Genomic DNA, 19,535 nt, shown 5'->3' with positions numbered 1-19,535 from the left:
CCGGACGCGGTCGGGAGTCCAATTAATCGAAGGATATCTAAGTCGTGATGATCGGTCCACTGTGGCGATCGATCCGCGTCGTCGTTGGCTGGCCGGGTCCCAGCCGACCCGGCGGTAGGATCATCCGCATCCCGGCGCCGAGCGTCGGCGCCACGTTCTCCCCGGGCGGGTGCATGGCTGACCGTTCCTTCCGGACCTTCCGCCGAGCCCTGGCGGTGGTGTTCCTGGTGGCCGCGATCGCGCTGCTGCCCGGGCCGTCGGTGGCCGCCGGGGACGGCTCGACCACGCTGCGGGCGCTGCAGATGAACCTCTGCAACAGCGGTCGAGCCGGCTGCTACACGGGACGATCGGTCACCGAGGCGGCCGCGACGATCCGTTCGGGGCGGCCCGACCTGGTGACCCTCAACGAGATCTGCCGCGACGACACCGCCACGCTGCGAGCCGTGCTGGCCGACGTGCACGGTGGCGGCACCGTGGTAGCCGCGTTCCAGGCGGCCGGTGACCGCCCCAGCGGGGACGTGACCCGGTGCGCCAACGGGCAGCCGTTCGGCGTGGGGCTGCTGCTCCACCTCCCCGGCCGGCACCCGCGGCACACCGTGCGGAGCGGGATCTACCCGGCGCAGGACGCCATCGACCCGGAGGAGCGGTCGTGGCTCTGCATCACCGTCCCCGGGGTGGTGCGCGCCTGCACCACGCACCTGGTGGCCGGCAGCGGCCCGGTGGCGCTTGCCCAGTGCCGGCACCTGCTCGGCACGGTTCTCCCGGCGATCGACGACGCCACCGGGTACGCACCCACCGTGCTGAGCGGCGACCTCAACCTCCGGCTCGGCGGCGCCCCCGACGTGCGGGACTGCGTACCCTCCGGCTGGTCGCGGGTCGACGACGGCGCCGTGCAGCAGATCGTCGCGGGGCCGGAGATCTCCATCCGGTCCAGCCGGCCGGTGAGCCTGCACGGCACGACGGACCATCCGGCGCTGCTCGCCACCCTCACGACCCACCCAGGGTCCGCCGCAGTTCCCGCTTGAGGACCTTGTGACTGGGCCCGAGCGGCAGCGCGTCGACGTAGCGGACCTGGCGCGGGTACTTGTGCCGGCCCAGGTGCTCGCGGGACCAGTCGATCAGCTCCTGCTCGCTGGGCGTACCGGATCCGGCCGGGTCCGGCACCACCACGGCGCAGATCTCCTCGCCGTGCACCGGATCGGGCACGCCGATCACGGCGACCTGGCCGACCGCCGGGTGCCGGGCCAGCGCCTCCTCCACCTCGCGCGGGTAGACGTTGAAGCCGCCGCGGATGATCATGTCCTTCTTGCGGTCGACGACCGTGATGAAGCCGTCCGCGTCCTTGCGCCCGAGGTCGCCGCTGCGGAACCAGCCGTCCACCAGCGCCTCGGCGGTCGCCTCCGGCCGGCCCAGGTAGCCGGCGAAGACGTTGTGACCGCGGATGACGATCTCGCCGAACTCGCCCGCCGGCAGCAACTCGATCCGGTCGTCGAGTTCGGCGCGGGCGATCTCCACCTCGACCCCCCACACCGGATGGCCGATGGTCCCGGCCCGGGTGCCGAAGTGCGGCTGGTTGGTGGTGGCCGTGGGCGAGGTCTCGGACAGCCCGTACCCCTCGAAGATGGCCGTGTCGAAGGCCGCGTTGAAGCGTTCCAGCACGGCCAGCGGCAGCGACGCGCCGCCGGAGATGCACAGCCGCAGCCGGGGCAGCGCGTCCCGGTCGCGGGCGGCCTCCAGCAGCGCCACGTACATGGTGGGCACCCCGTGGAAGACGTTCACCCGTTCCGCGACCATGAGGTCCAGCGCTGCCTCGCCGGTGAAGCGGGCCAGCAGCACCAGGGTCGCGCCGACCCGGAAGGTGCCGTTCATGGCCACGGTCTGCCCGAAGCTGTGGAACAGCGGGAGGCAGCCGAGGACCACGTCGGAGGATCGGGCGTCGTTGGCGTCGAACACGTTGACGGTCGCGTTCATCACCAGGTTCAGGTGGGTGAGCAGGGCGCCCTTGGGCACCCCGGTGGTGCCGCTGGTGTACAGCACCACGGCCGTGTCCTCGGCCTGCCGGGTCACGTACGACGGGAGCGGCGTCAGCGGTCCGGTGACGTCCTCCAGCCGGCGCGCGTCGGTCCCGGCGACCGCCGGGCCGACGGTCACCAGCGGGATGCCGGCCCGGCGCGCCGCCCGGGCGCCCATCTCCAGCTGCGAGGTGTGGCAGACGAGCAGCCGCGCGCCGCTGTCGGCCAGCACGTACCCGGCCTCGTCGCCGGTCATCAGCAGGTGCACCGGCACCAGCACCGCGCCGGCCGCCGCGGCGCCGTAGTAGACCCGGGGGAAGTCGACCACGTTGGGCGCGAGCAGGGCCACCGGGTCGCCCGGACGCACGCCCAGCTCCCGCAGCCCGGCCGCCACGCCGCGGGCCTGCCGCCACAGTTCGGCGTACGTCACCCGGGTCCCGCCGTCGACCACGGCCACGGTGTCCGGGTGCCGGCGGGCCGACTCGGCCAGGATCATGGCCAGGGACAGGGCGGTCACCGCGCGGCCCCGGGGTAGAGCCGGCTGACCGACTCGGCCACGCAGACCGGTTTGCCGCCGGCGTCGCTCTGCACGGTCACCGTGGTGACTACCTGCACGCCCCCCTCGACGGCCGTCACCTCGGCGATCAGGGCGGTGGCCCGGACCGCCCGGCCGACCGGCAGCGGCGCCGGGAAGCGGACCCGGTTGAGGCCGTAGTTGATCCCCATGGCCACCCCGTCCACCCGGAAGAGCCGCCCGACCAGCACCGGCAGCAGCGACAGGGTCAGGTAGCCGTGCGCGATGGTGCCGCCGAACGGACCGGCGGCGGCCCGTACCGGATCCACGTGGATCCACTGGTGGTCGTCGGTGGCGTCGGCGAAGAGGTCGACGCGGCGCTGGTCGATCCGTTCCCACGGCCCGGGGCCGAGGGTCTCCCCCACGGCCGCGGCCAGCGCCTCGATGCCGGCGAACTCTCTCATGCCAGGTGCCCTCCGATCCGGGTGTATCCGCGCAGCAGGTCGCGGGAGATGATGAGGCGCTGCATCTCGTCGGTGCCCTCGAAGATCCGGTACAGCCGGACCTGGCGATACCAGCGTTCGAGGGGAAGCTCCCGGGTGTAGCCCATGCCGCCGTGGATCTGCAGCGCCCGGTCGACCACCCGGTTGACCATGCCGGCGCCGTAGAGCTTGCCCATCGAGGAGGCGTGCCGGGCGTCCATGCCCTGGTCGACGGCCCAGGCCGAGCGGAGCACCAGCCAGCGCGCGGCCTCCAGCTCGGTCTCCGAGTCGGCGATCATCCACTGGATCGCCTGGTTGGCCCCGATCTTCGCGCCGAAGGTCTCCCGGGTGTTGGCCTGGTCGATGGCCATCTGCAGCACCCGTTCGGCGATGCCGAGGGCGTGCGACGGGATCGTGTACCGGCCCTTGCCGATCCACTCCATGCCCAGCGTGAAACCCTGGCCGACCTCGCCGAGGATGTTCCGGTGCGGCACCCGTACGCCGTCGAAGATCAGCGCGGCCGGCCCGCCCTCGCCCATGGTCTGGATGAACTCCGACCGCCAGCCCATGGCCCGGTCCACCAGGAAGGCCGTCGCGCCGCCGTTGCGGGCGCCCTTCTCCGGGTCGGTCACCGCCACCACGATGGCGAAGTCGGCGTCGTTGCCGCCGGTGATGAAGGTCTTCTCGCCGTCGAGCACCCAGTCGTCGCCGTCGCGCCGGGCCCGCAGCCGGATGTTCGCCGCGTCCGACCCGGCGCCCGGCTCGGTAATCGCGAAGCAGGAGAGCCGCTCGCCCTCGATGGTGGGGATGAGGAACTCCCGCTGCTGCTCCTCGGTGGCGTGGAAGAGGATGTTGTCCGCCTCGCCGCCGAACCGGAACGGCACGAACGTGCGGCCCAGCTCGGTCCAGATCAGCGACTGCATGACGGCCGGCAGGTCCATCCCGCCGTACTTCTCCGGGGTGGCCAGGCCCCAGAAGCCGAAGGCCCGGGCCTTGCCCTGCAACTCGCGCAGCTCGGAGCGGTCCAGGCTCGGGCGGTGGGCGCGTTCGCGGCGCAGCACCTCGGCCTCCAGCGGCATCACCTCGCGGGTGATGAAGGCGCGCGCGGTGTCCCGGACGGCTCGTTCCTCGTCGGACAGTGCGAAATCCATGGTCCCTCCGGATCCTCTCGCCCGCTCTCGACCGCGTCGGCCCGCCGGGCGTCGGGGCGTCGGCCCCGCCGGGCGTCGGCCCGCCGGGGCGTTGGCCTTGGACCTAAACTAGCGGTGCAAGTTTTCATTCGTCCAGACCCCGTTGTGGCAGAGTTCCCGGTGGGTCGCCGAGCGAGGGAGGACAGCCATGCCCCGGCCGCGGCAGGCGCTGCTCAGCCGGCAGCGGATCATCGACGCCGCCGCCGCCATGATCGACTCGGACGGGCTGGCGGGATTCTCCACCCGCCGGCTGGCCGCCGAACTCGGGGTGCGCGGACCGTCGCTGTACAACCACTTCGCCACCAAGGACGAGATCCTGGACGCCGTCGCCGACAGCATCACCGCCCGGGTGGACGTGTCGTACTTCGGCACGGTGGACTGGCGGGAGTCGCTGCTGCGCTGGGGGCACTCGTACCGGGCCGCGCTGGCCGCCCACCCGAACATCGTGCCGTACCTGGCCCGCGGTCCCGGCCGCCGGCCGGCGGCGCTGGCCATGGCCGACGCCGTGTACGGCGGCCTGGTCGACGCCGGCTGGCCACCGGCCCGGGCCACCCACATCGGGGCGCTGGTGCGCTACTTCGTCGCCGGCTCGGCGCTGGGATCGTTCGCCCGCGGCTTCGTCGAGGACCCCGGCCTGTACGCCGAGCAGTATCCGCACCTCACCCAGGCGCACCGGCTGGCCGAGCACCAGCAGCGGGTCGACGAGGGCGCCTTCGCGCTCGGCCTCGACCTGCTCGTCGACGGCCTGGCCCGCACCTACGAGCGAACCATCGGGCCGCTGCCCCCGCTCAGCACAGCCGCTCCGCGATGACCGGCGCGAGCCGACGTACTAGGGTGGAAAACTTCCACCGCTAGTTTGCGGCGACGTACGGGAGGGCCCATGGACCGCACGCGAACGGACATCTATCTCGACGGCCGGTGGGTCGCGGCGTCCGGCGGCGAGACGCTGCCGGTGCGGAACCCGGCGACCGAGGAGGTCTTCGCGAGCGTTCCGGCCGGCACGCCGGCCGACGTGGACCGGGCCGTGGCGGCCGCCCGGGCCGCGTTCCCCGGCTGGGCCAGCGCCGCGCCGGCCGACCGGGCCGCCCACCTCGACCGGCTGCACGCGGCCCTGACCGCCCGCGCCGACGAGATCGCCCGGACCGTGGCCACCGAACTGGGTACGCCGTTGAAGGTGGCCACCCGGATCCAGGCCGGCCTGCCGCTCACCGTGCTGCGCGGCTATGTCGAGCTGGCGGCGCGCCCGCCGGCCGAGGAGACCGTGGGCAACTCGCTGGTGGTCCGCGAACCGGTCGGCGTGGTCGGGGCCATCACCCCGTGGAACTACCCGCTACACCAGGTCGTCGCCAAGGTCGGCGCGGCGCTGGCGGCCGGCTGCACCGTGGTGCTCAAGCCGAGCGAGCTGACGCCGCTGACCGCGTACCTGCTGTTCGACGCGGTGCACGAGGCCGGCCTGCCGGCGGGCGTGATCAACCTGGTGCCCGGCGCCGGCCCGGTGGTGGGCGAGGCGCTGGCCGCGCACCCGGACGTCGACATGGTGTCCTTCACCGGGTCCACCGCCACCGGGCGGCGGATCGCGCACCTCGCGGCCGACCGCGTCGCCCGGGTGGCGCTGGAGCTGGGCGGCAAGTCGGCCAACGTGATCCTCGACGACGCCGATCTGGCCACCGCCGTGAAGGTCGGGGTGGGCAACGCGTTCCTCAACTCCGGGCAGACCTGCACGGCCTGGACCCGGATGCTCGTGCACCGGGACCGCTACGCCGAGGCCGTGGAACTGGCCGCGGCGGCCGCCGGGACGTACCGGCTGGGTGATCCGTTCGACCCGGCCACCCGGCTGGGTCCGCTGGTCTCGGCCGCGCAACGGGAGCGGGTGCGCGGCCACGTCGAGAAGGGGCTGGCCGACGGGGGCCGGCTGGTGGCCGGCGGCCCGGACGCGCCGTTGCCGGGCCGGGGCTTCTTCGTGGCGCCCACGGTGATCGCCGACGTCGATCCGGACAGCGCGCTGGCCCAGGAGGAGGTCTTCGGGCCGGTGCTCGCGCTGCTTCCGGTCTCCGACGACGAGCACGCCGTCGCGGTGGCGAACAATTCGCGGTACGGGCTGGCCGGCGCGGTCTGGTCCGGCGACGAGGAGCGGGCCCTGCGGGTGGCGCGGGGCATCCGCACCGGCGCGGTGGACATCAACGGCGGAGCGTTCAACCCGCTCGCGCCGTTCGGCGGCTACAAGCAGTCCGGGCTCGGCCGGGAGCTGGGCAGCCACGGGCTGGACGAGTTTCGCCAGGTCAAGGCCATCCAGCGATGAGGGCGCTGGTAGCCAGGGAGGTCGGCGGGACACCCCGGGTCGAGGACGTCGAGCTGCCGGACCCCGGCCCCGGGGAGGTCCGGGTGGCGATCCGGGCGGCCGGGGTCTGCCACTCCGACCTGTCGATGATGAACGGCACGCTGGCGCCGCCGTACCCGCTGGTTCTCGGGCACGAGGCGGCGGGCGTCGTGGTGGAGGCCGGCGCCGGCGTCGGGCTGCCGGTGGGCACGCACGTGGTGCTGAACTGGGCGCCGCCGTGCCGCGACTGCTGGTTCTGCCGGCACGGCGAGCCGTGGCTGTGTGAGCGTGCCGGGGCGCCGGCCGCGGCCCGGGGGCGCACGTCGGCGGGCGAGCAGCTGCACGTCACGCTCGGCCTCGGCGCGCTGGCCGAGCAGGTCGTGGTGCCGGCGCGGGCGGTCATCCCGGTCCCGGACGAACTGCCGTTCGCCGACGCGGCCCTGCTGGGCTGCGCGGTGCTCACCGGAGTGGGGGCGGTACGCCGGACCGCCGCGGTGGCCGCGGGCGAGTCGGTGCTGGTGATCGGCCTCGGCGGGGTGGGTCTGGCGGTGGTGTCCGCGGCCCGCGCGGCCGGCGCCGACCCGGTGCTCGCGGTGGACTCCTCGGCCGCCAAGGCCGGGCTGGCCGTCGCCGCGGGCGCTACCGAGTTCCTGCCGGCCGACGACGCCCTCAGCCGGGCCGTCCGGGCCCGCACCGGGGGCCGCGGGGTCGACCACGCGGTGGAGTGCGTCGGGCGCGGCGAGACGATCCGCACCGCCTGGCGGGCGACCCGGCGGGGCGGCCGGGTCACCGTGGTGGGCATGGGCGCCCGGGACGACGTCGTCGGTCTGAGCGCGCTGGAGATCTTCCACTCGGCCCGCACGCTGCGCTCCTCGGTCTACGGTTCGTCCGACCCGGAGCGGCACCTGCCCGACCTGGCCCGGTCCGTGTTGGACGGCGGCCTCGACCTCGCTCCGCTGATCACCGATCGGACCGACCTGGACGGCGCCGCGGAGGCGTTCGCCCGGATGGCCCGCGGCGAGGGCGCCCGTACCGTGGTCACACCCTGACCCTCGGCCCGGCCCGGCCCGCCCCGGCCGCGACCGGGCCCGGGCCCGGGCCGTGCGACCGGGCCGCCGCCTCGCGGCACGCGGGGCGACCAGACGCCCCCGACGGACGCCGGGTCAGACGGGCAGCGCGGCCACCGCGGCGGCCACCGTGACCAGCAGCGCGGCCGTGGCCGTGGCCGCGAGCCGCTGGTCGGTGCGGACCACCTCGGCCAGCGTGGCGCTGGTGATGATGAATCGGTCCATCAGCCAGCTGACCAGGTAGAAGCCGGCGGTGGCCAGCACGGCCGTCATGGCGAAGGCGGCCAGGCCGCTCCCCCACCCGGTGAAGTCGCCGGCGATGGCCTTGTGCAGCACCAGGCCCAGCGCCACGGTGAAGCCCGCCGCGATGATCGCCGCGGCCAGGTTGCCCCGGGCCACGTGCCGGCTCAACCGGTCGAACTGCGGCAGCACCCCGTTGAGCCGGTACGCCGCGTACAGCACCACGAGGCCGAGGAGGGTGAACACCACGGTGGCGGCGATGCCCACCGCCACCGAGGGTGAGCTGCCGCTCAGGCCGGCCCCGATGACCGCGCCGCTGGCCACGAAGAACCCGGCCCGGACCAGGCTGGTGGACTGCTCGACCGGGTCCGCCGGGTCGGTCATGTCGCCGTGCCCGACCAGCCGGTTCAGCACCGGCCACAGCAGCCCGAGCAGCGCGGCCGCCCACAGGCCGCCGCCGGCCACCCAGGCCAGCTCGGGCCACGGCCGGCCGGTCGAGCCGAGCAGCGGCCACATGGCCACGCCCTGGCCGATCAGCAGGCCGCACCGCTGGATGAGGTACGACCGGTTGTGCCGGACGAACAACTGCTCGTGGTCGTCGAACCGGGTCACCCGGTTCACCGCCGACCAGAGCGCCGCCACCAGCACACCGAAGATGACGATCTTGCCGGCCGCCACGCCGTAGTCGGTCCAGGTCGCGTCCGGCAGGTTGTCGCTGATCGACATCGTTCTACCCCAGGCCCTTGATCACGTGCGGGACGAAGAAGCTCATGTTGTCGGTGATCGGGCCCTTGCTCTCCCGGAAGCAGAGCCCGGCCGCCTCGTTGTCGATCATCCACACCCCGGTCAGGGCGTGGAAGGGGCCGCCGATGCCCTCGAACACGGGCAGTTCGGCAAACTCCTGCAGCACGTACCCCTCGGCGCCGTACCCGCCGCCGTTGTGCACGACCACCTCGCCGTCGCGGAGCACGGCGACGTTGCCGCCCTCGCGGCCGAACAGCGGCTTGCGTACGCAGTTGTCGCGGAAGCCGGCCGGCTCGTCGCCCTCGAAGTACGCCGGCAGCAGGTAGCGGCTGCGCACCGGATCGTCGCGGAACAGCTCCCACAGCACCGGCAGGATGCCCTTGTTGCTCCACATGAGCTTGTACGGCGGCTCCACCCACACCGTGCCGCCGGACTGCTGCAGGCTCCACAGGGCGGTCTTGCCGAACGGCTCCTCCAGCATCCACTCCCACGGGTAGAGCTTGAAGACCACCCGCATCGGCTCGCCGTCCGAGTCCAGGAAGCTGCCCATCGGGGCGAGGGTGTCGGCGTCCAGCATGGCGTACGACTCGTTGAGGGTCTCCAGCCGGATGTCCTCGATGTACTGCATCTTGACCCGGTAGCCGGCCTGCTCCGCCGCGGCGGCCACCAGCGCGGTGTTCATCCGGTCCTCGCCGGACGCCTCGGCCGCCGTATGGACGAAGTGGACGGTCTCCACCTTCCGGTTGCGCCGCTTTCCGAGCAGCTCGAGGTTGCGGCGCCAGGCCGCGACGAGCGCCTCGAAGGCGTTGTTCCACTGGTCGCCGCGCACGGTGGGGTTGAGCAGCAGCCAGTTCCACTGGGCCCCGGTCGACTCCGGCAGGCAGGTGGGGGTGTCGGCGTTGTATTCCAGCAGCTTGGGATGGGCGAGAGTGGGGTCCCGGGCCAGCAGGGCCGGGTCGTTGCCCCAGCGCAGGTCCATCCGCCCGTACACGCTGGGGTGGTAGCCGGTCGGGTCGTCGTCCGCCCAGCTGCGCACGATGGCCGGCACCGCGAACGGCGGGATGCCGAGGCGGTCGAACAGCTTCTCGGCGATGATGTGGTCACCGGCCTGGATCAGCATGGCGGTCAGCTCGTTACAGGCCGCGGCGAGGTCCTCGGTGTCCCGCTCGGTCACCTGATAGTAGGCGTTCTCCACCCAGTAGGAGATCGTGCCGCCGTCCGCCACGGAGGTGTCGGCGTAGACGACGCCGTCCTGCTTGATGGCCTCTTCCCACAGGGTGCGGCCCGGGCACGGGTGTCGTTCGAGCATCAGCTGCCGCCCCCGTGGTGACCGCTGCTGCTGCCCTTGCCGAATCCCCCGCTGCTGATCTTGGTGCCGCCCACGTTGCCGGTCTTCGGCATCCCGGCCGCCGCCCGCGCCGCCTGGTCCGACGGGTTGATCCGGGTCCGGGTGTAGTCGCCGGGCACGCTCGACCCGACGCCGTAGCGCCGGGAGGCGAGGTAGTACCAGTACGCGGACGAGCGGTCCTCGCAGAACGCCGGGTCGACCACCCGGCCGTTGCGGTCGATGCAGTTGACGTACCGGTCCGACCGGCCGCTGCCACAGCCGGCGAGCCCGGTGGCCAGGAAGGCCGAGACCGCCGCGGCGAGAAAGGCGGGCGGCCGGGTCGAGTCCCGGTGCGGTGACATCAGCTCCCCCGAAAGATATGACAGCCGTACGGGGCACCTTGGTATCACATGCCGGCCAGCGCCGCGCGAGGAGGACGAGGGTTACCGCTGGAGCACCTGGGTGAGGTCCGACAGGCCGGAGACGGTCAGCACCGGCGCCAGCAGCGGGGTGGCCACGATCCGCAGCCGGTCGGTGTGCGCGAACAGCGCGGCCAGGCCGGCGCTGTCGATGTATTCCGCCCGGGTGAGGTCCACCACGAACTGGGCCTCTCCGGCCCGGGCGGCCGCGTCGGTCAGGGCCGCCGCGAAGGTGTCCACGTTGCTCATGTCGATCTCACCGACAACGGCCAGCACGGTGGCGCCGTCGGAACGGCTGCCGGTGGTGAGGGTCAGCGGCGCGGTCATCAGGAAATCCTTGCCTGCATGTCGACGGTGGTCCCGGTGGTGCCGGTGGTGATGGTGACCCGTTGCATCATCGCCCGCATCAGCAGGAGACCGCGACCCCGCCGGGAGTTGGCCTCGGGCCGCGGCGGCTTCCAGCGGCCGCTGTCGATGATGGTGAGGTGGACGTCGTCGGCGGTGGCGCTGGCCCGCAGCCGGATCCGGCCACCGGGACTGTTGCTGTGGCCATGTTCGATGGCGTTGGCGCACGCCTCGCCGGCGGCCACCAGCAGGTTCTGCACCGTGCCGGGGTCCAGCCCGCACCGGCCCAGCCAGCCGCGCAGCTCGCTGCGGACCTTGGCCAGCCGGGTCGCCTCGGCGGGGAACTCGAACTCCAGCGGCTCGGGATGGCGATAGACCAGCAGCGCCACGTCGTCGTCGTAGCCGCCCGGCGGGGTGAGCCGGGCCAGCACGTCGCCCGCGAGCTCCTCGATGGGAGCGGTCCGGCCGGCCTGGATGGCCGCGACGACCTCGGCCACCCCGTCCGTCAACGGCCGGCGGCGGCGCTCGACCAGCCCGTCGGTGTAGAGCAGGAGGGTGGCCCGCGGCGGCAGGAAGCATTCCGCCTGCGGGCGGTCCACCCCCCGGTTGACCGCGAGCGGCCGCGAGTGCCCCTGGTCGAGCAGCAGGGTGCTGCCGTCGGGGTGGGCCACGATCGCGGGTGGGTGGCCGGCGCTGGAATAGCACAGCTTCCGGGTGGCCGGATCGAGCACGCCGCAGAACACCGTCGCGCAGGCCGCGCCCGGCAGCGCGGCGGCGAACCGGTCCAGCGCCAGCAGCGTCTGGGCCGGCGTGGTGTCCTGCAGCAGCAGCGCCCGGCAGGCGCTGCGCAGCTGGCCCATCACGGTGGCCGCGCGCAGGCCGTGGCCGACGCAGTCGCCGACCACGATGCCGATCCGACCGTCCGGCAGCTCGACCGTGTCATACCAGTCGCCGCCCACCTTCAGCGGCCGGGTGGCCGGCTCGTACCGCACCGCGAAGCCCAGCGGCAGCTGCGCCGGGCCGAGGATGGCGCGTTGCAGGGCCAGCGCGGTCTCGCGCTGCTGGTCGATCTGGTGCAGGCGGTGCAGGCCCTGCCCGAGGTGCCCGGCCAGCAGCGCCAGCAGCGTCTCGTCCTCCGAGGTGAACGGCCGGGTGCTGCCCCCCTCGATCCAGATCACCATGGTGCCGTCCGGATGTTCCAGCGCGATGCCCGTGCCCGCCGTACGGTCGGTGGCCGGGGTGAGCGGCGGACCGTCCCGCAGCGCGGTGAGGATCCGCCGCCGCTCCTGGGTCAGGCCCTCCCAGCGCAGCCCCGGGTCGGTGCCGGTGACCACGGGCGCCTTCGATCCCCGGAAGACGGCGGCCAGCACGTAGGCAGGCTGCCACAGCTCCCGCAGCTCGTCGAGGACGCCCGGCAGGAGGTCCTGGACGCTCTCCGCCCGGGCCAGCCGGAGGCTGAGCGCGGCCACCGCGGTGTCGCGCTGCACGGCGTAGTGCTCGGTGGTGACGTCGCGCAGCGTTCCGACGATGACGCGGCGGCCGGTGTCCGGGTCCTCGACCTGGTTGAACGCGGCCGCCACCCACAGCCGGTGCCCGTCGCGGTGGGTCACCGGCACGGTGTACGCGCCGTGCTGCTGGTTGAGCAGCAGGGCGAACGCGTCGACCACCTGCTGGTGGGCCTCGGGGTCATCCTCGCTGGCCGGCCACCACGGCTGGACGGCCGGATAGGGCAGCCCCTCGGGGCCGTAGCCGAGGATGTCGGTGAACTTCGGGTTGATCTCGATGACCGCGCCGTCCTCGTCGCAGACGAAGAACGCCTCCTGCAACGAGTCCACCAGCGCGGTCCGCCAGCGGGCGTGATGGCTGCGCAGCCGGGCCAGCTCGACGTTCGCCCGCACCCGGGCCAGCAGTTCGCCGGCCAGGAACGGCTTGACCAGGTAGTCGTCCGCGCCCGCGTCGAGTCCCTCGATCGCCGCCTCCTGACCGGCACGCGCGGACAGCAGCAGGACCGGCGTGCTCATCGTGCGGGGATCGGCGCGCAGCGCGGCCACCAGCTGCAGCCCGTCCATGCGCGGCATCATGACGTCGCTGACGATCAGCTCCGGACCCTCCGCCCGGGCCGCCTCCAGCGCGGCCTGGCCGTCGACCACCGCGGTCACCCGGTGGCCCGCCGAGCGCAGCAGCCGGGTGAGGTAACCGCGCATGTCCGCGTTGTCGTCGGCGATCAGGATCCGCGCCGCCGCGCCGGCGCCGGTCCGGTACGGGCCGTCCGGATCGCCCAGCTCCGTACGGGTGGCGCTGGCGGCCTCGGTCGCGCCGGTCCCGGCCCGGCCCGGGTCGCCCGCCTCGACCTCGCCCGCGCCGCCGGCCGCGGACCCGTCCGCGCCGCCGGCCTCGGACCCGTCCGCGCCGTCGGGCAGCCACCGCAGGGCCTCCTGCAGGAACGGATCGGCCGTGGCGGAGACGGCGCCGGTGTCGGCGGCCGGGGCGAGGGCGTCGGCCGGCAGGTGGGCGCTGCCGAACGGCAGCCGGATGGTGAACGAGGTGCCCTCCTGCACGCCGCTGTGCGCCGTGATGGTGCCGCCGTGCAGGCCGACGAGCTCCTTGACCAGGGCCAGGCCGATCCCGCTGCCCTCGTTCGAGCGTGACTGGGTGTTCTCGATCCGGTGGAACCGCTCGAACAGCCGCGGCATCTCCGCCTCGGGAACGCCGATCCCGGTGTCGGCGATGGTGACCACCGCGTCCCGCCCGTCGGCCCGCACGGTGACCGTGACGCCGCCGTCGAAGGTGAACTTGAGCGCGTTGCTCAGCAGGTTGAGAACGACCTTCTCCCACATGCCCCGGTCCAGGTAGACCGGTTCGGGCAGCGGCGGGCAGTCCACCTCGAAGCCCAGCTCGGCCCGTTCGATGGCCGAACGGAAGACGCTGGCCAGCTCGGCGGTGGTGGCCGAGAGGTCCACCGGCTCGTAGCGGGCCTGCATCCGGCCCGCCTCGATCCGGGAGAAGTCCAGCAGCGTGTTGACGAGCTTGCCCAGCCGCAGCCCGTTGCGGTGCATGGCCTCCAGCTCGTCCCGCATCCACCCGTCGGCGCCGTCGAGCCGGCCGCGCAGCTCCGCGAGCGGTCCCATGATCAGGCTGAGGGGGGTGCGGAACTCGTGGCTGATGTTGGAGAAGAACGTGGTCTTGGCCCGGTCCAGCTCGGCCAGCTCCTCGGCCCGCCGCTGCTGCGCCTGGTAGCTGCGGGCGCTCGCGAGCCCGGCGGCCACGTGGGTGGCGGCCAGTTCGAGGAAGCCCCGGTAGCCCTCGTCCAGCGGCCGGTACCGGTTCAGCGCGGCCACCACGAAGCCGTGCGGCGCGTCGCCCTGGCGCAGCAGCGGCACCAGCATGGCCTGGGTCGGCGGGTCCGGCCAGTCCCCGCTGGGCAGTTCGGCGAACGCGTCGCCGTCGAGCTGCACCACCTCCGACTCGCCGCGGGCCACCGCCGCGGTCGGCCAGACGCCGCCGGGCTCATCCAACCGCAGCGCGCCGGGCGCGGCCGGGTGCCCGGCGGGAACACCGGTCGAGCCCGCAAGCCGGGCGGACCCGTCCTCGTCGAACAGGTAGGTGAGGGTGAACGGCAGGTCGCGCCGGTTGCCGGCGAGCTGCCGGCTGGAGAAGGCCAGGGTCTCCTGCTCGGTGCGGATCACGCTCGGATCGGAACCGAGATCCCGCAGCGTGGTCATCCGGCGTTCCCCGATGACCCGCTCGGTCTCCTCACTGACGACGCAGAGCATGCCCACCGCCGTCCCGTCATCGTCCCGCAACGGGCTGTAGGAGAAGGTGTGGTACGTCTCCTCCGGGTAGCCGGAGCGCTCGAGGAACAGCAGCAGCGCCTCGTCCCAGGTGGCCTCCCCGGTGGTGAGCACGGTGTCGATCCGCGGGCCGATGTCACCCCAGATCTCCGCCCACACCTCGCTGGCCGGACGGCCCAGGGCCCAGGGATACTTCCGGCCCAGCGTGTCGCGCCGGTACGCCGCATTGCAGAAGAACGTCAGCTCGGGTCCCCACGCCATCCACATCGGGAACCGCGAGGCCAGCAGGATGCTCACCGCGGTCCGGAGGCTCTGCGGCCAGCCGGCCGGCGGCCCGAGGGGGCTGGCCGCCCAGTCCAGCACGGCCAGGTCGCGACCAACCTCGCCGCCCAGGGTGAACACCTCACCCTCGGCCGGCGGCCGATGCTCGACGTCGCCCATCGCGCGGTTTCCCCCTCCAGCTGGCCACCCGGTGACCGGATCACGGGCGTGGAACCCACGGCGGCCCAGCTGCTCCGTAGCACAGCGGCGACCCCGGTCGGTCGCCCGTGTCACCGCCCGTACCCAGAGCCGGGGCCGCCCAATCCCGGGCCGGGAGGCGCGGTGGCCGGCTGGCCTGCGCCGACCCGGTAGCGGCGGCCCGTGGGCGCGTGGCCGGATCCCGCCGCCCTGACCACCTCCGAGCGCGCGATCGAGGCGCCGCGGCCACCGAACGGGCCGCGCGGCGCCGGGCGGCCGTGGCGCCGCACTTCGGCCCGTACTACGCCTGGTACGTCGGGCAGTGCGCCGCCTGGCCGGGCCCCGCGCCGGACCGGTACCTCGGGCCGTGGCGGCGCGCCGCCCGTCCCGGCGGGCTCGTCGTCGGGATGCGGTACGACCCGGTCGCCGACTACGCCGGCGTGGCCCGATTCGCCCGGCTCATCGACGGCGGCCTGCTCACCGTCACCGACGGGCGGGGGCACCTGAGCCTCGGGCAGAGCGACTGCGCGCGGCTCGCGGTCAGCGCGTACCTGGTGACGGCGCGGCGCCCGGCGGACGCCATCGCCTGTACGGCCGATCGGCAGCCCTTCTGATCCGGTCCCGGCCGGTGCGGCCGGGGCTCGCGGACGCGGCCGGTGGGTCCCACGGGGGTGGGCCCACCGGCCGTCGCCGTCCGGGCCGACCCGGTCGATCGAGGGTCGGCCGGTGCGCGCATGATGGTCGGCGACAACCGACCGGCGTCGATGGCGGGAGTGGGAAGCCACATGCGGAGATTCCGGCCGGTGGCCGTGCTGATGATCGCGGTTCTGCTCGCGGCGGCCGGCTGCGGGTCCGGCGGCGGAGCTACCCCGACCACCCCGAGCGGCGCCGCGACCACGGCGGGCGCGGACAGCGGCGGACCGGGCCCGACCGGCTCCCCCGCTCCGACCGGCATCCCCAGCACGGCCGGGGCGTCGACGGAGCCGTCGAACGCGCCGAGCGGTCCCGGCGGCGGAGCGGCGGCACGGTGCGCGCTCCGGCAGCTACGGGTCACGATCGGTCAGGCGGACGCCGGCGCGGGCCACTGGGGACTGCCGCTGGTCTTCACGAACAGCGGTGGGACGGCCTGCGAGCTGAAGGGATATCCGGGCGTGGCCGGGCTGAACGCCGCCGGCCGGCAGGTCACCCAGGCCCGCCGGGAGGCGTCCGGCTACCTCGGCGGGCTGGCCGGCAACGCCACCCCGCCGCTGGTGCGGCTGGCGCCCGGCGCCAGCGCCGCCGCGCTGCTGGAGGGGAGCAATGTCCCGCGCGGCACCGCCACCGACTGCCCGCAGTACGCCGGGCTGCTGGTCACGCCCCCGGACGAGACCCACTCGGTCCGACTGGACACCGGCGCCCGCGGGTGCGATGGCCTGCATATCCATCCGGTGGTGCCGGGCACGGACGGCACCGGCCAGCGCTGACGCCGCCGCCCGCGTACCGGCACGGGTGCGGGCGGACGATGTCGGACCGGCGGGTTAGCGTGCCCGCCATGAGCCGTCCCCTCCCCGACCGCCGGGCCGCGCGCCCATCGCCCTGGCTGCCCCGGCTGGGCCGCGGCGCCTGGCTGGCGCTGGGCATCAACGCGCTCTCGTGCCTGGGCAGCGGTCTCACCCTGCCGTTCCTGATCGTCTACCTGCACCAGGTTCGCGGGTTCGGCCTGCCCACGGCGGGCCTCATCCTTGCGCTGTCCGCGGTCGTCGGTCTGGTCACCACCCCGCTGACCGGGCCGCTGGTCGACCGGGTCGGTTCGTCGCGGGCCTTGGTTGCCGGCCTCGTCACGGGCGGCCTCGGCATCGCGCTGTACGCCCTCGCCACCACCGTTCCGCTCGCGGTCCTCGCGGCGGTGGTCTACGGCTGCGCCAGCGGCCTGATGTGGAACGGCTTCGCCACGCTGCTCACCTCGTTGGTGGCTCCGGCCGAGCGCGGGTCGGTCTTCGCGCTGCGCTACATGAGCGCCAACGTGGCGTTCGGGGCCGGCGCCCTGATCTCCGGATTCGTGACCTTCTCGGCCCGGCCGGGGCCGTACGTGGCGATCCTGCTGGTGGACGCGGCGTCGTATCTGCTCTTCGCCGTGGCGCTGATCCGCCTGCGGTCCCTTTCGACCGGGCCGCCGGCGCCGGCCGGGCAGGACCGCGCGACGCCGGCCGGGCGGGAGCATGCCGCGCCGGGCGGGCCGGAGCACGCGGCGGCGGCCGGGCGGGAGCGCGGCGATCCGGCGCCGGCGGGCGACCGCCGGGAGGGCTACCGCGAGGTGCTGCGCGACCGGGCGTTGCTGGCGGCCCTGCTGGTGCACAGCCTGCTGATGGTCTTCGCGCTGTCGCAGACCAACGTCACGTTCGCGGCGTGGGTCACCGGGGACGGCAGCGGGTCGACCCGGGTCGTGGGCCTCGCGTTCAGCGTCAACATCGCGGTGCTGCTCCTGGCCCAGTTGCCGGCCATCCGGCTGGCGCGCGGGCGGTCCCGGTTCGCCGGCGCGGCCGGGGCCGCCGGGCTCTTCGCGGCCGCCTGGGTGGTGTTGGTCCTGCCCACCACGCTCGGACTGACCGGTCCCGGGCACGACCTGCTGCAGATCGCCTCGCTCGGCGTGTTCGCGCTGGGCGAGGCCATGTTGTCGCCAACACTGCCGGCCCTGGTCAACGACCTCGCCCCGGAGCGCCTCCGCGGCCGCTACAACGCCGTGTTCAGCCTCTCCAACCAGGTCGGCCCGGTCATCGCACCGGTCCTGGCCGGCCTCGCGCTGGGCCATGCCCTCGGCCAGCCCTACCTCTACGCCCTGGCCGTCGCCTGCCTGGCGACCGGCGGCCTGGCCCTGCTGGTGCGCCGGCCCATCCCCCGCTCGGCCGACCTCGGTACCGTCGGGGACCGGCGCCGGCCGGCCCGGCCGGTGGCGGACGGCGCACCGGCCGGCGCGGCCCGATGAGCACGCCCACGACGATCAGGCAGGGAGCACGATGGAACCCATCCCGGACCTGGACACGCCGAGCCCGGCGCGGGTCTACGACTACTTTCTCGGCGGGTCGCACAACTTCGCGTCCGACCGAGCCCTGGCCGCCCGGATGCAGCAGGCCATGCCCGACATCGGCCAGATCATGTGGGCCAACCGGGCGTTCCTGCGGCGCGCCGTCCGGGCGCTCGTCGAGCTGGGCATCCGGCAGTTCGTCGATCTCGGCTCCGGCATCCCGACCGTCGGCAACGTCCACGAGATCGCCCAGCAGGCGGCCCCGGACACCGTCGTGGCCTATGTGGACATCGACCCGGTGGCGGTGGCGCAGAGCCGGGCCATTCTCGCGGACAATCCGCGGACGGTCGTGCTGCACGCCGATCTGACCGACCCGGACCGGGTGCTGGCCGACCCGGCGCTGCGCGGCCTGATCGACCTCGACCGGCCGGTGGCGGTGCTGCTGGTGGGCGTCCTGCACCAGCTCGCCGACGCCAGTCCCGCCGAGGTGATCGGGCGGTACCGGGACCGGATGGCGCCCGGTGGCTATCTGGCGCTCTCGCACGCCTCCTCGGACGAGCGGCCTGACGCGCTCGCCCTACGGGACACCTACAACCGGGGGTACGCCCGGGCGGCGCAGATGACCCTGCGCAGCCGGCCCGAGATCGAACGGCTCTTCGCGGGCTTCGTGCTGATCGAGCCGGGTCTGGTGCAGCTGCCGGAATGGCGGCCCGACTGGCCGGTCGATCCGGCCGACGACACCCGGCGCTTCTCCACGTACTGCGGGGTGGGGCGCCTGGATGAGGTCGTTCGGGCGGCGGTCGGCTAGGTTCCGTGGATGGCTGCGCGCTCGTCGGGTAGGCACGGTGGTCGGGACGGCAGCGGGCGACGACCCCCGGCGGCGCCGCGGCTGCCCTCCGCCTGGGCGCCGGCGCCGGCCGCGGGACCCGCCCTGGCGGAGGAGGCCGACTTCCACCGGCTGGATTTCCGGGATCTCGAGCTGGCCGGGCGGACGGCGGACGGCGCGGCGTTCGAGCAGTGCCGGTTCGCCGGCTCGGACCTGAGCGGGGTCCGGCTGGGCGGCGCGATCTTCACCGACTGCCTGTTCGAGAACGCCAACCTGGCGAACGTCCGGGCCGAACGCTCGGCCCTGAACCGGGTTCGGGTGGGCACGTCGCGGCTGACCGGAGTGCACTGGATCAACGGCTCGCTGCGCGACGTCGCGTTCGTCGAGTGCCGGCTCGACCTGTCGTCGTTCCGGTTCAGCAGGTGCGCCAGAGTGGTCTTCGAGGGCTGCAACCTCACCCGGGCGGACTTCCAGAACGCCGATCTGAGCGGGACGAGCTTCACCCGCTGCGACCTGACGGCCGCCCAGTTCTCCCAGGCCACCATGGCCGGCGCCCGGTTCGTCAACTGCACCCTCGCCGGCATCGGCGGGGTGACGAGCCTACGCGGGGCGACCGTCGCGCCGCAGGATCTCGCGGCCCTCTCGCACACCCTCGCGGGGGCCCTGGGAATCCGCATCGAGAACCCGGCCGACGACGACTGATCCCGCCGGCGCCGGAGGCGCCGGCGACGGCCGACACCCCGCACGGGGCGCCGGCGCTATCGGCAGCCGACGAACCGGGCCGCCTCGATCGGCGCCGCC

At 74.1% G+C, this 19,535-nt stretch carries 17 protein-coding genes; 9 read left to right on the top strand and 8 right to left on the bottom strand.

Annotation, left to right across the window (positions count from 1 at the left end):
* The first annotated feature begins 173 nt into the window (after positions 1 to 173).
* On the top strand, positions 174 to 1,025 hold the full coding sequence (locus ACFFHU_RS27910; RefSeq protein WP_377343340.1) for an endonuclease/exonuclease/phosphatase family protein: 852 nt from the start codon (positions 174 to 176) through the stop codon (positions 1,023 to 1,025).
* On the opposite strand, the gene ACFFHU_RS27905 is transcribed toward ACFFHU_RS27910, so the two are convergent.
* Genes ACFFHU_RS27905 through ACFFHU_RS27895 form a run of 3 tightly spaced genes read right to left on the bottom strand, consistent with a single transcriptional unit; the run spans position 988 to position 4,159 of the window.
* Complete coding sequence (locus ACFFHU_RS27905; protein ID WP_377343339.1) at positions 988 to 2,529, bottom strand: long-chain-fatty-acid--CoA ligase; 1,542 nt, start codon at positions 2,527 to 2,529, stop codon at positions 988 to 990. The two genes, ACFFHU_RS27910 and ACFFHU_RS27905, sit on opposite strands and share 38 nt — an antisense overlap.
* Positions 2,526 to 2,990 carry a MaoC family dehydratase gene (locus ACFFHU_RS27900; protein ID WP_377343338.1) on the bottom strand — a complete coding sequence of 155 codons (465 nt, stop codon included), beginning with the start codon at positions 2,988 to 2,990 and terminating at the stop codon, positions 2,526 to 2,528. The genes ACFFHU_RS27905 and ACFFHU_RS27900 overlap by 4 nt, the downstream gene beginning before the upstream one ends.
* Positions 2,987 to 4,159, bottom strand: a complete 1,173-nt coding sequence (locus ACFFHU_RS27895) for an acyl-CoA dehydrogenase family protein (RefSeq protein ID WP_377343337.1) — start codon at positions 4,157 to 4,159, stop codon at positions 2,987 to 2,989. The genes ACFFHU_RS27900 and ACFFHU_RS27895 overlap by 4 nt, the downstream gene beginning before the upstream one ends.
* Before the next feature lie 187 nt (positions 4,160 to 4,346).
* On the opposite strand from ACFFHU_RS27895, the gene ACFFHU_RS27890 reads away from it, so the two are divergent.
* The 3 genes from ACFFHU_RS27890 (at position 4,347) to ACFFHU_RS27880 (ending at position 7,564) form a co-directional block, all read left to right on the top strand.
* Positions 4,347 to 5,009: a TetR/AcrR family transcriptional regulator gene (locus tag ACFFHU_RS27890; protein WP_377343335.1), complete on the top strand. Its 663-nt coding sequence runs from the start codon at positions 4,347 to 4,349 to the stop codon at positions 5,007 to 5,009.
* A 69-nt stretch (positions 5,010 to 5,078) separates the two neighbouring features.
* On the top strand, positions 5,079 to 6,497 hold the full coding sequence (locus ACFFHU_RS27885) for an aldehyde dehydrogenase family protein (RefSeq protein ID WP_377343333.1): 1,419 nt from the start codon (positions 5,079 to 5,081) through the stop codon (positions 6,495 to 6,497).
* Entirely contained in the window at positions 6,494 to 7,564 is a 1,071-nt protein-coding gene (locus ACFFHU_RS27880; protein ID WP_377343332.1) for an alcohol dehydrogenase catalytic domain-containing protein, read from the top strand. Before ACFFHU_RS27885 ends, ACFFHU_RS27880 begins: the two co-directional genes overlap by 4 nt.
* Before the next feature lie 114 nt (positions 7,565 to 7,678).
* Here the strand turns inward: ACFFHU_RS27880 and ACFFHU_RS27875 are convergent, their stop codons facing one another.
* The 5 genes from ACFFHU_RS27875 to ACFFHU_RS27855 form a co-directional block, all read right to left on the bottom strand.
* Complete coding sequence (locus ACFFHU_RS27875) at positions 7,679 to 8,548, bottom strand: DUF350 domain-containing protein (protein ID WP_377343331.1); 870 nt, start codon at positions 8,546 to 8,548, stop codon at positions 7,679 to 7,681.
* A gap of 4 nt (positions 8,549 to 8,552) precedes the next feature.
* The gene (locus ACFFHU_RS27870; protein WP_377343330.1) at positions 8,553 to 9,875 is read right to left on the bottom strand and encodes a glutathionylspermidine synthase family protein; all 1,323 of its coding nucleotides are present in this window, start codon (positions 9,873 to 9,875) and stop codon (positions 8,553 to 8,555) included.
* Positions 9,875 to 10,255 (bottom strand): hypothetical protein, encoded by a 381-nt coding sequence (locus ACFFHU_RS27865; RefSeq protein ID WP_377343329.1) that lies wholly within the window; start codon positions 10,253 to 10,255, stop codon positions 9,875 to 9,877. The genes ACFFHU_RS27870 and ACFFHU_RS27865 overlap by 1 nt, the downstream gene beginning before the upstream one ends.
* 81 nt (positions 10,256 to 10,336) lie before the next feature.
* Entirely contained in the window at positions 10,337 to 10,639 is a 303-nt protein-coding gene (locus ACFFHU_RS27860) for an STAS domain-containing protein (RefSeq protein WP_377343328.1), read from the bottom strand.
* Entirely contained in the window at positions 10,639 to 14,889 is a 4,251-nt protein-coding gene (locus tag ACFFHU_RS27855; RefSeq protein WP_377343327.1) for a SpoIIE family protein phosphatase, read from the bottom strand. The genes ACFFHU_RS27860 and ACFFHU_RS27855 overlap by 1 nt, the downstream gene beginning before the upstream one ends.
* 209 nt (positions 14,890 to 15,098) lie before the next feature.
* On the opposite strand from ACFFHU_RS27855, the gene ACFFHU_RS27850 reads away from it, so the two are divergent.
* From ACFFHU_RS27850 to ACFFHU_RS27830, 5 genes are all read left to right on the top strand, one after another.
* Complete coding sequence (locus ACFFHU_RS27850) at positions 15,099 to 15,521, top strand: alpha/beta hydrolase (RefSeq protein ID WP_377343326.1); 423 nt, start codon at positions 15,099 to 15,101, stop codon at positions 15,519 to 15,521.
* 171 nt (positions 15,522 to 15,692) lie between these two features.
* Positions 15,693 to 16,370 carry a DUF4232 domain-containing protein gene (locus ACFFHU_RS27845; RefSeq protein WP_377343323.1) on the top strand — a complete coding sequence of 226 codons (678 nt, stop codon included), beginning with the start codon at positions 15,693 to 15,695 and terminating at the stop codon, positions 16,368 to 16,370.
* 68 nt (positions 16,371 to 16,438) lie between these two features.
* Entirely contained in the window at positions 16,439 to 17,869 is a 1,431-nt protein-coding gene (locus tag ACFFHU_RS27840; protein ID WP_377343322.1) for an MFS transporter, read from the top strand.
* 31 nt (positions 17,870 to 17,900) lie between these two features.
* On the top strand, positions 17,901 to 18,716 hold the full coding sequence (locus tag ACFFHU_RS27835; RefSeq protein ID WP_377343321.1) for an SAM-dependent methyltransferase: 816 nt from the start codon (positions 17,901 to 17,903) through the stop codon (positions 18,714 to 18,716).
* Positions 18,717 to 18,725: 9 nt separating this feature from the next.
* Entirely contained in the window at positions 18,726 to 19,436 is a 711-nt protein-coding gene (locus ACFFHU_RS27830; RefSeq protein WP_377343320.1) for a pentapeptide repeat-containing protein, read from the top strand.
* The last annotated feature ends 99 nt before the right edge of the window (positions 19,437 to 19,535 follow it).

The organism is Plantactinospora siamensis (assembly GCF_042434095.1).
GTDB lineage: Bacteria > Actinomycetota > Actinomycetes > Mycobacteriales > Micromonosporaceae > KBS50.
This window is presented reverse-complemented; position numbering and strand designations above follow the sequence as displayed.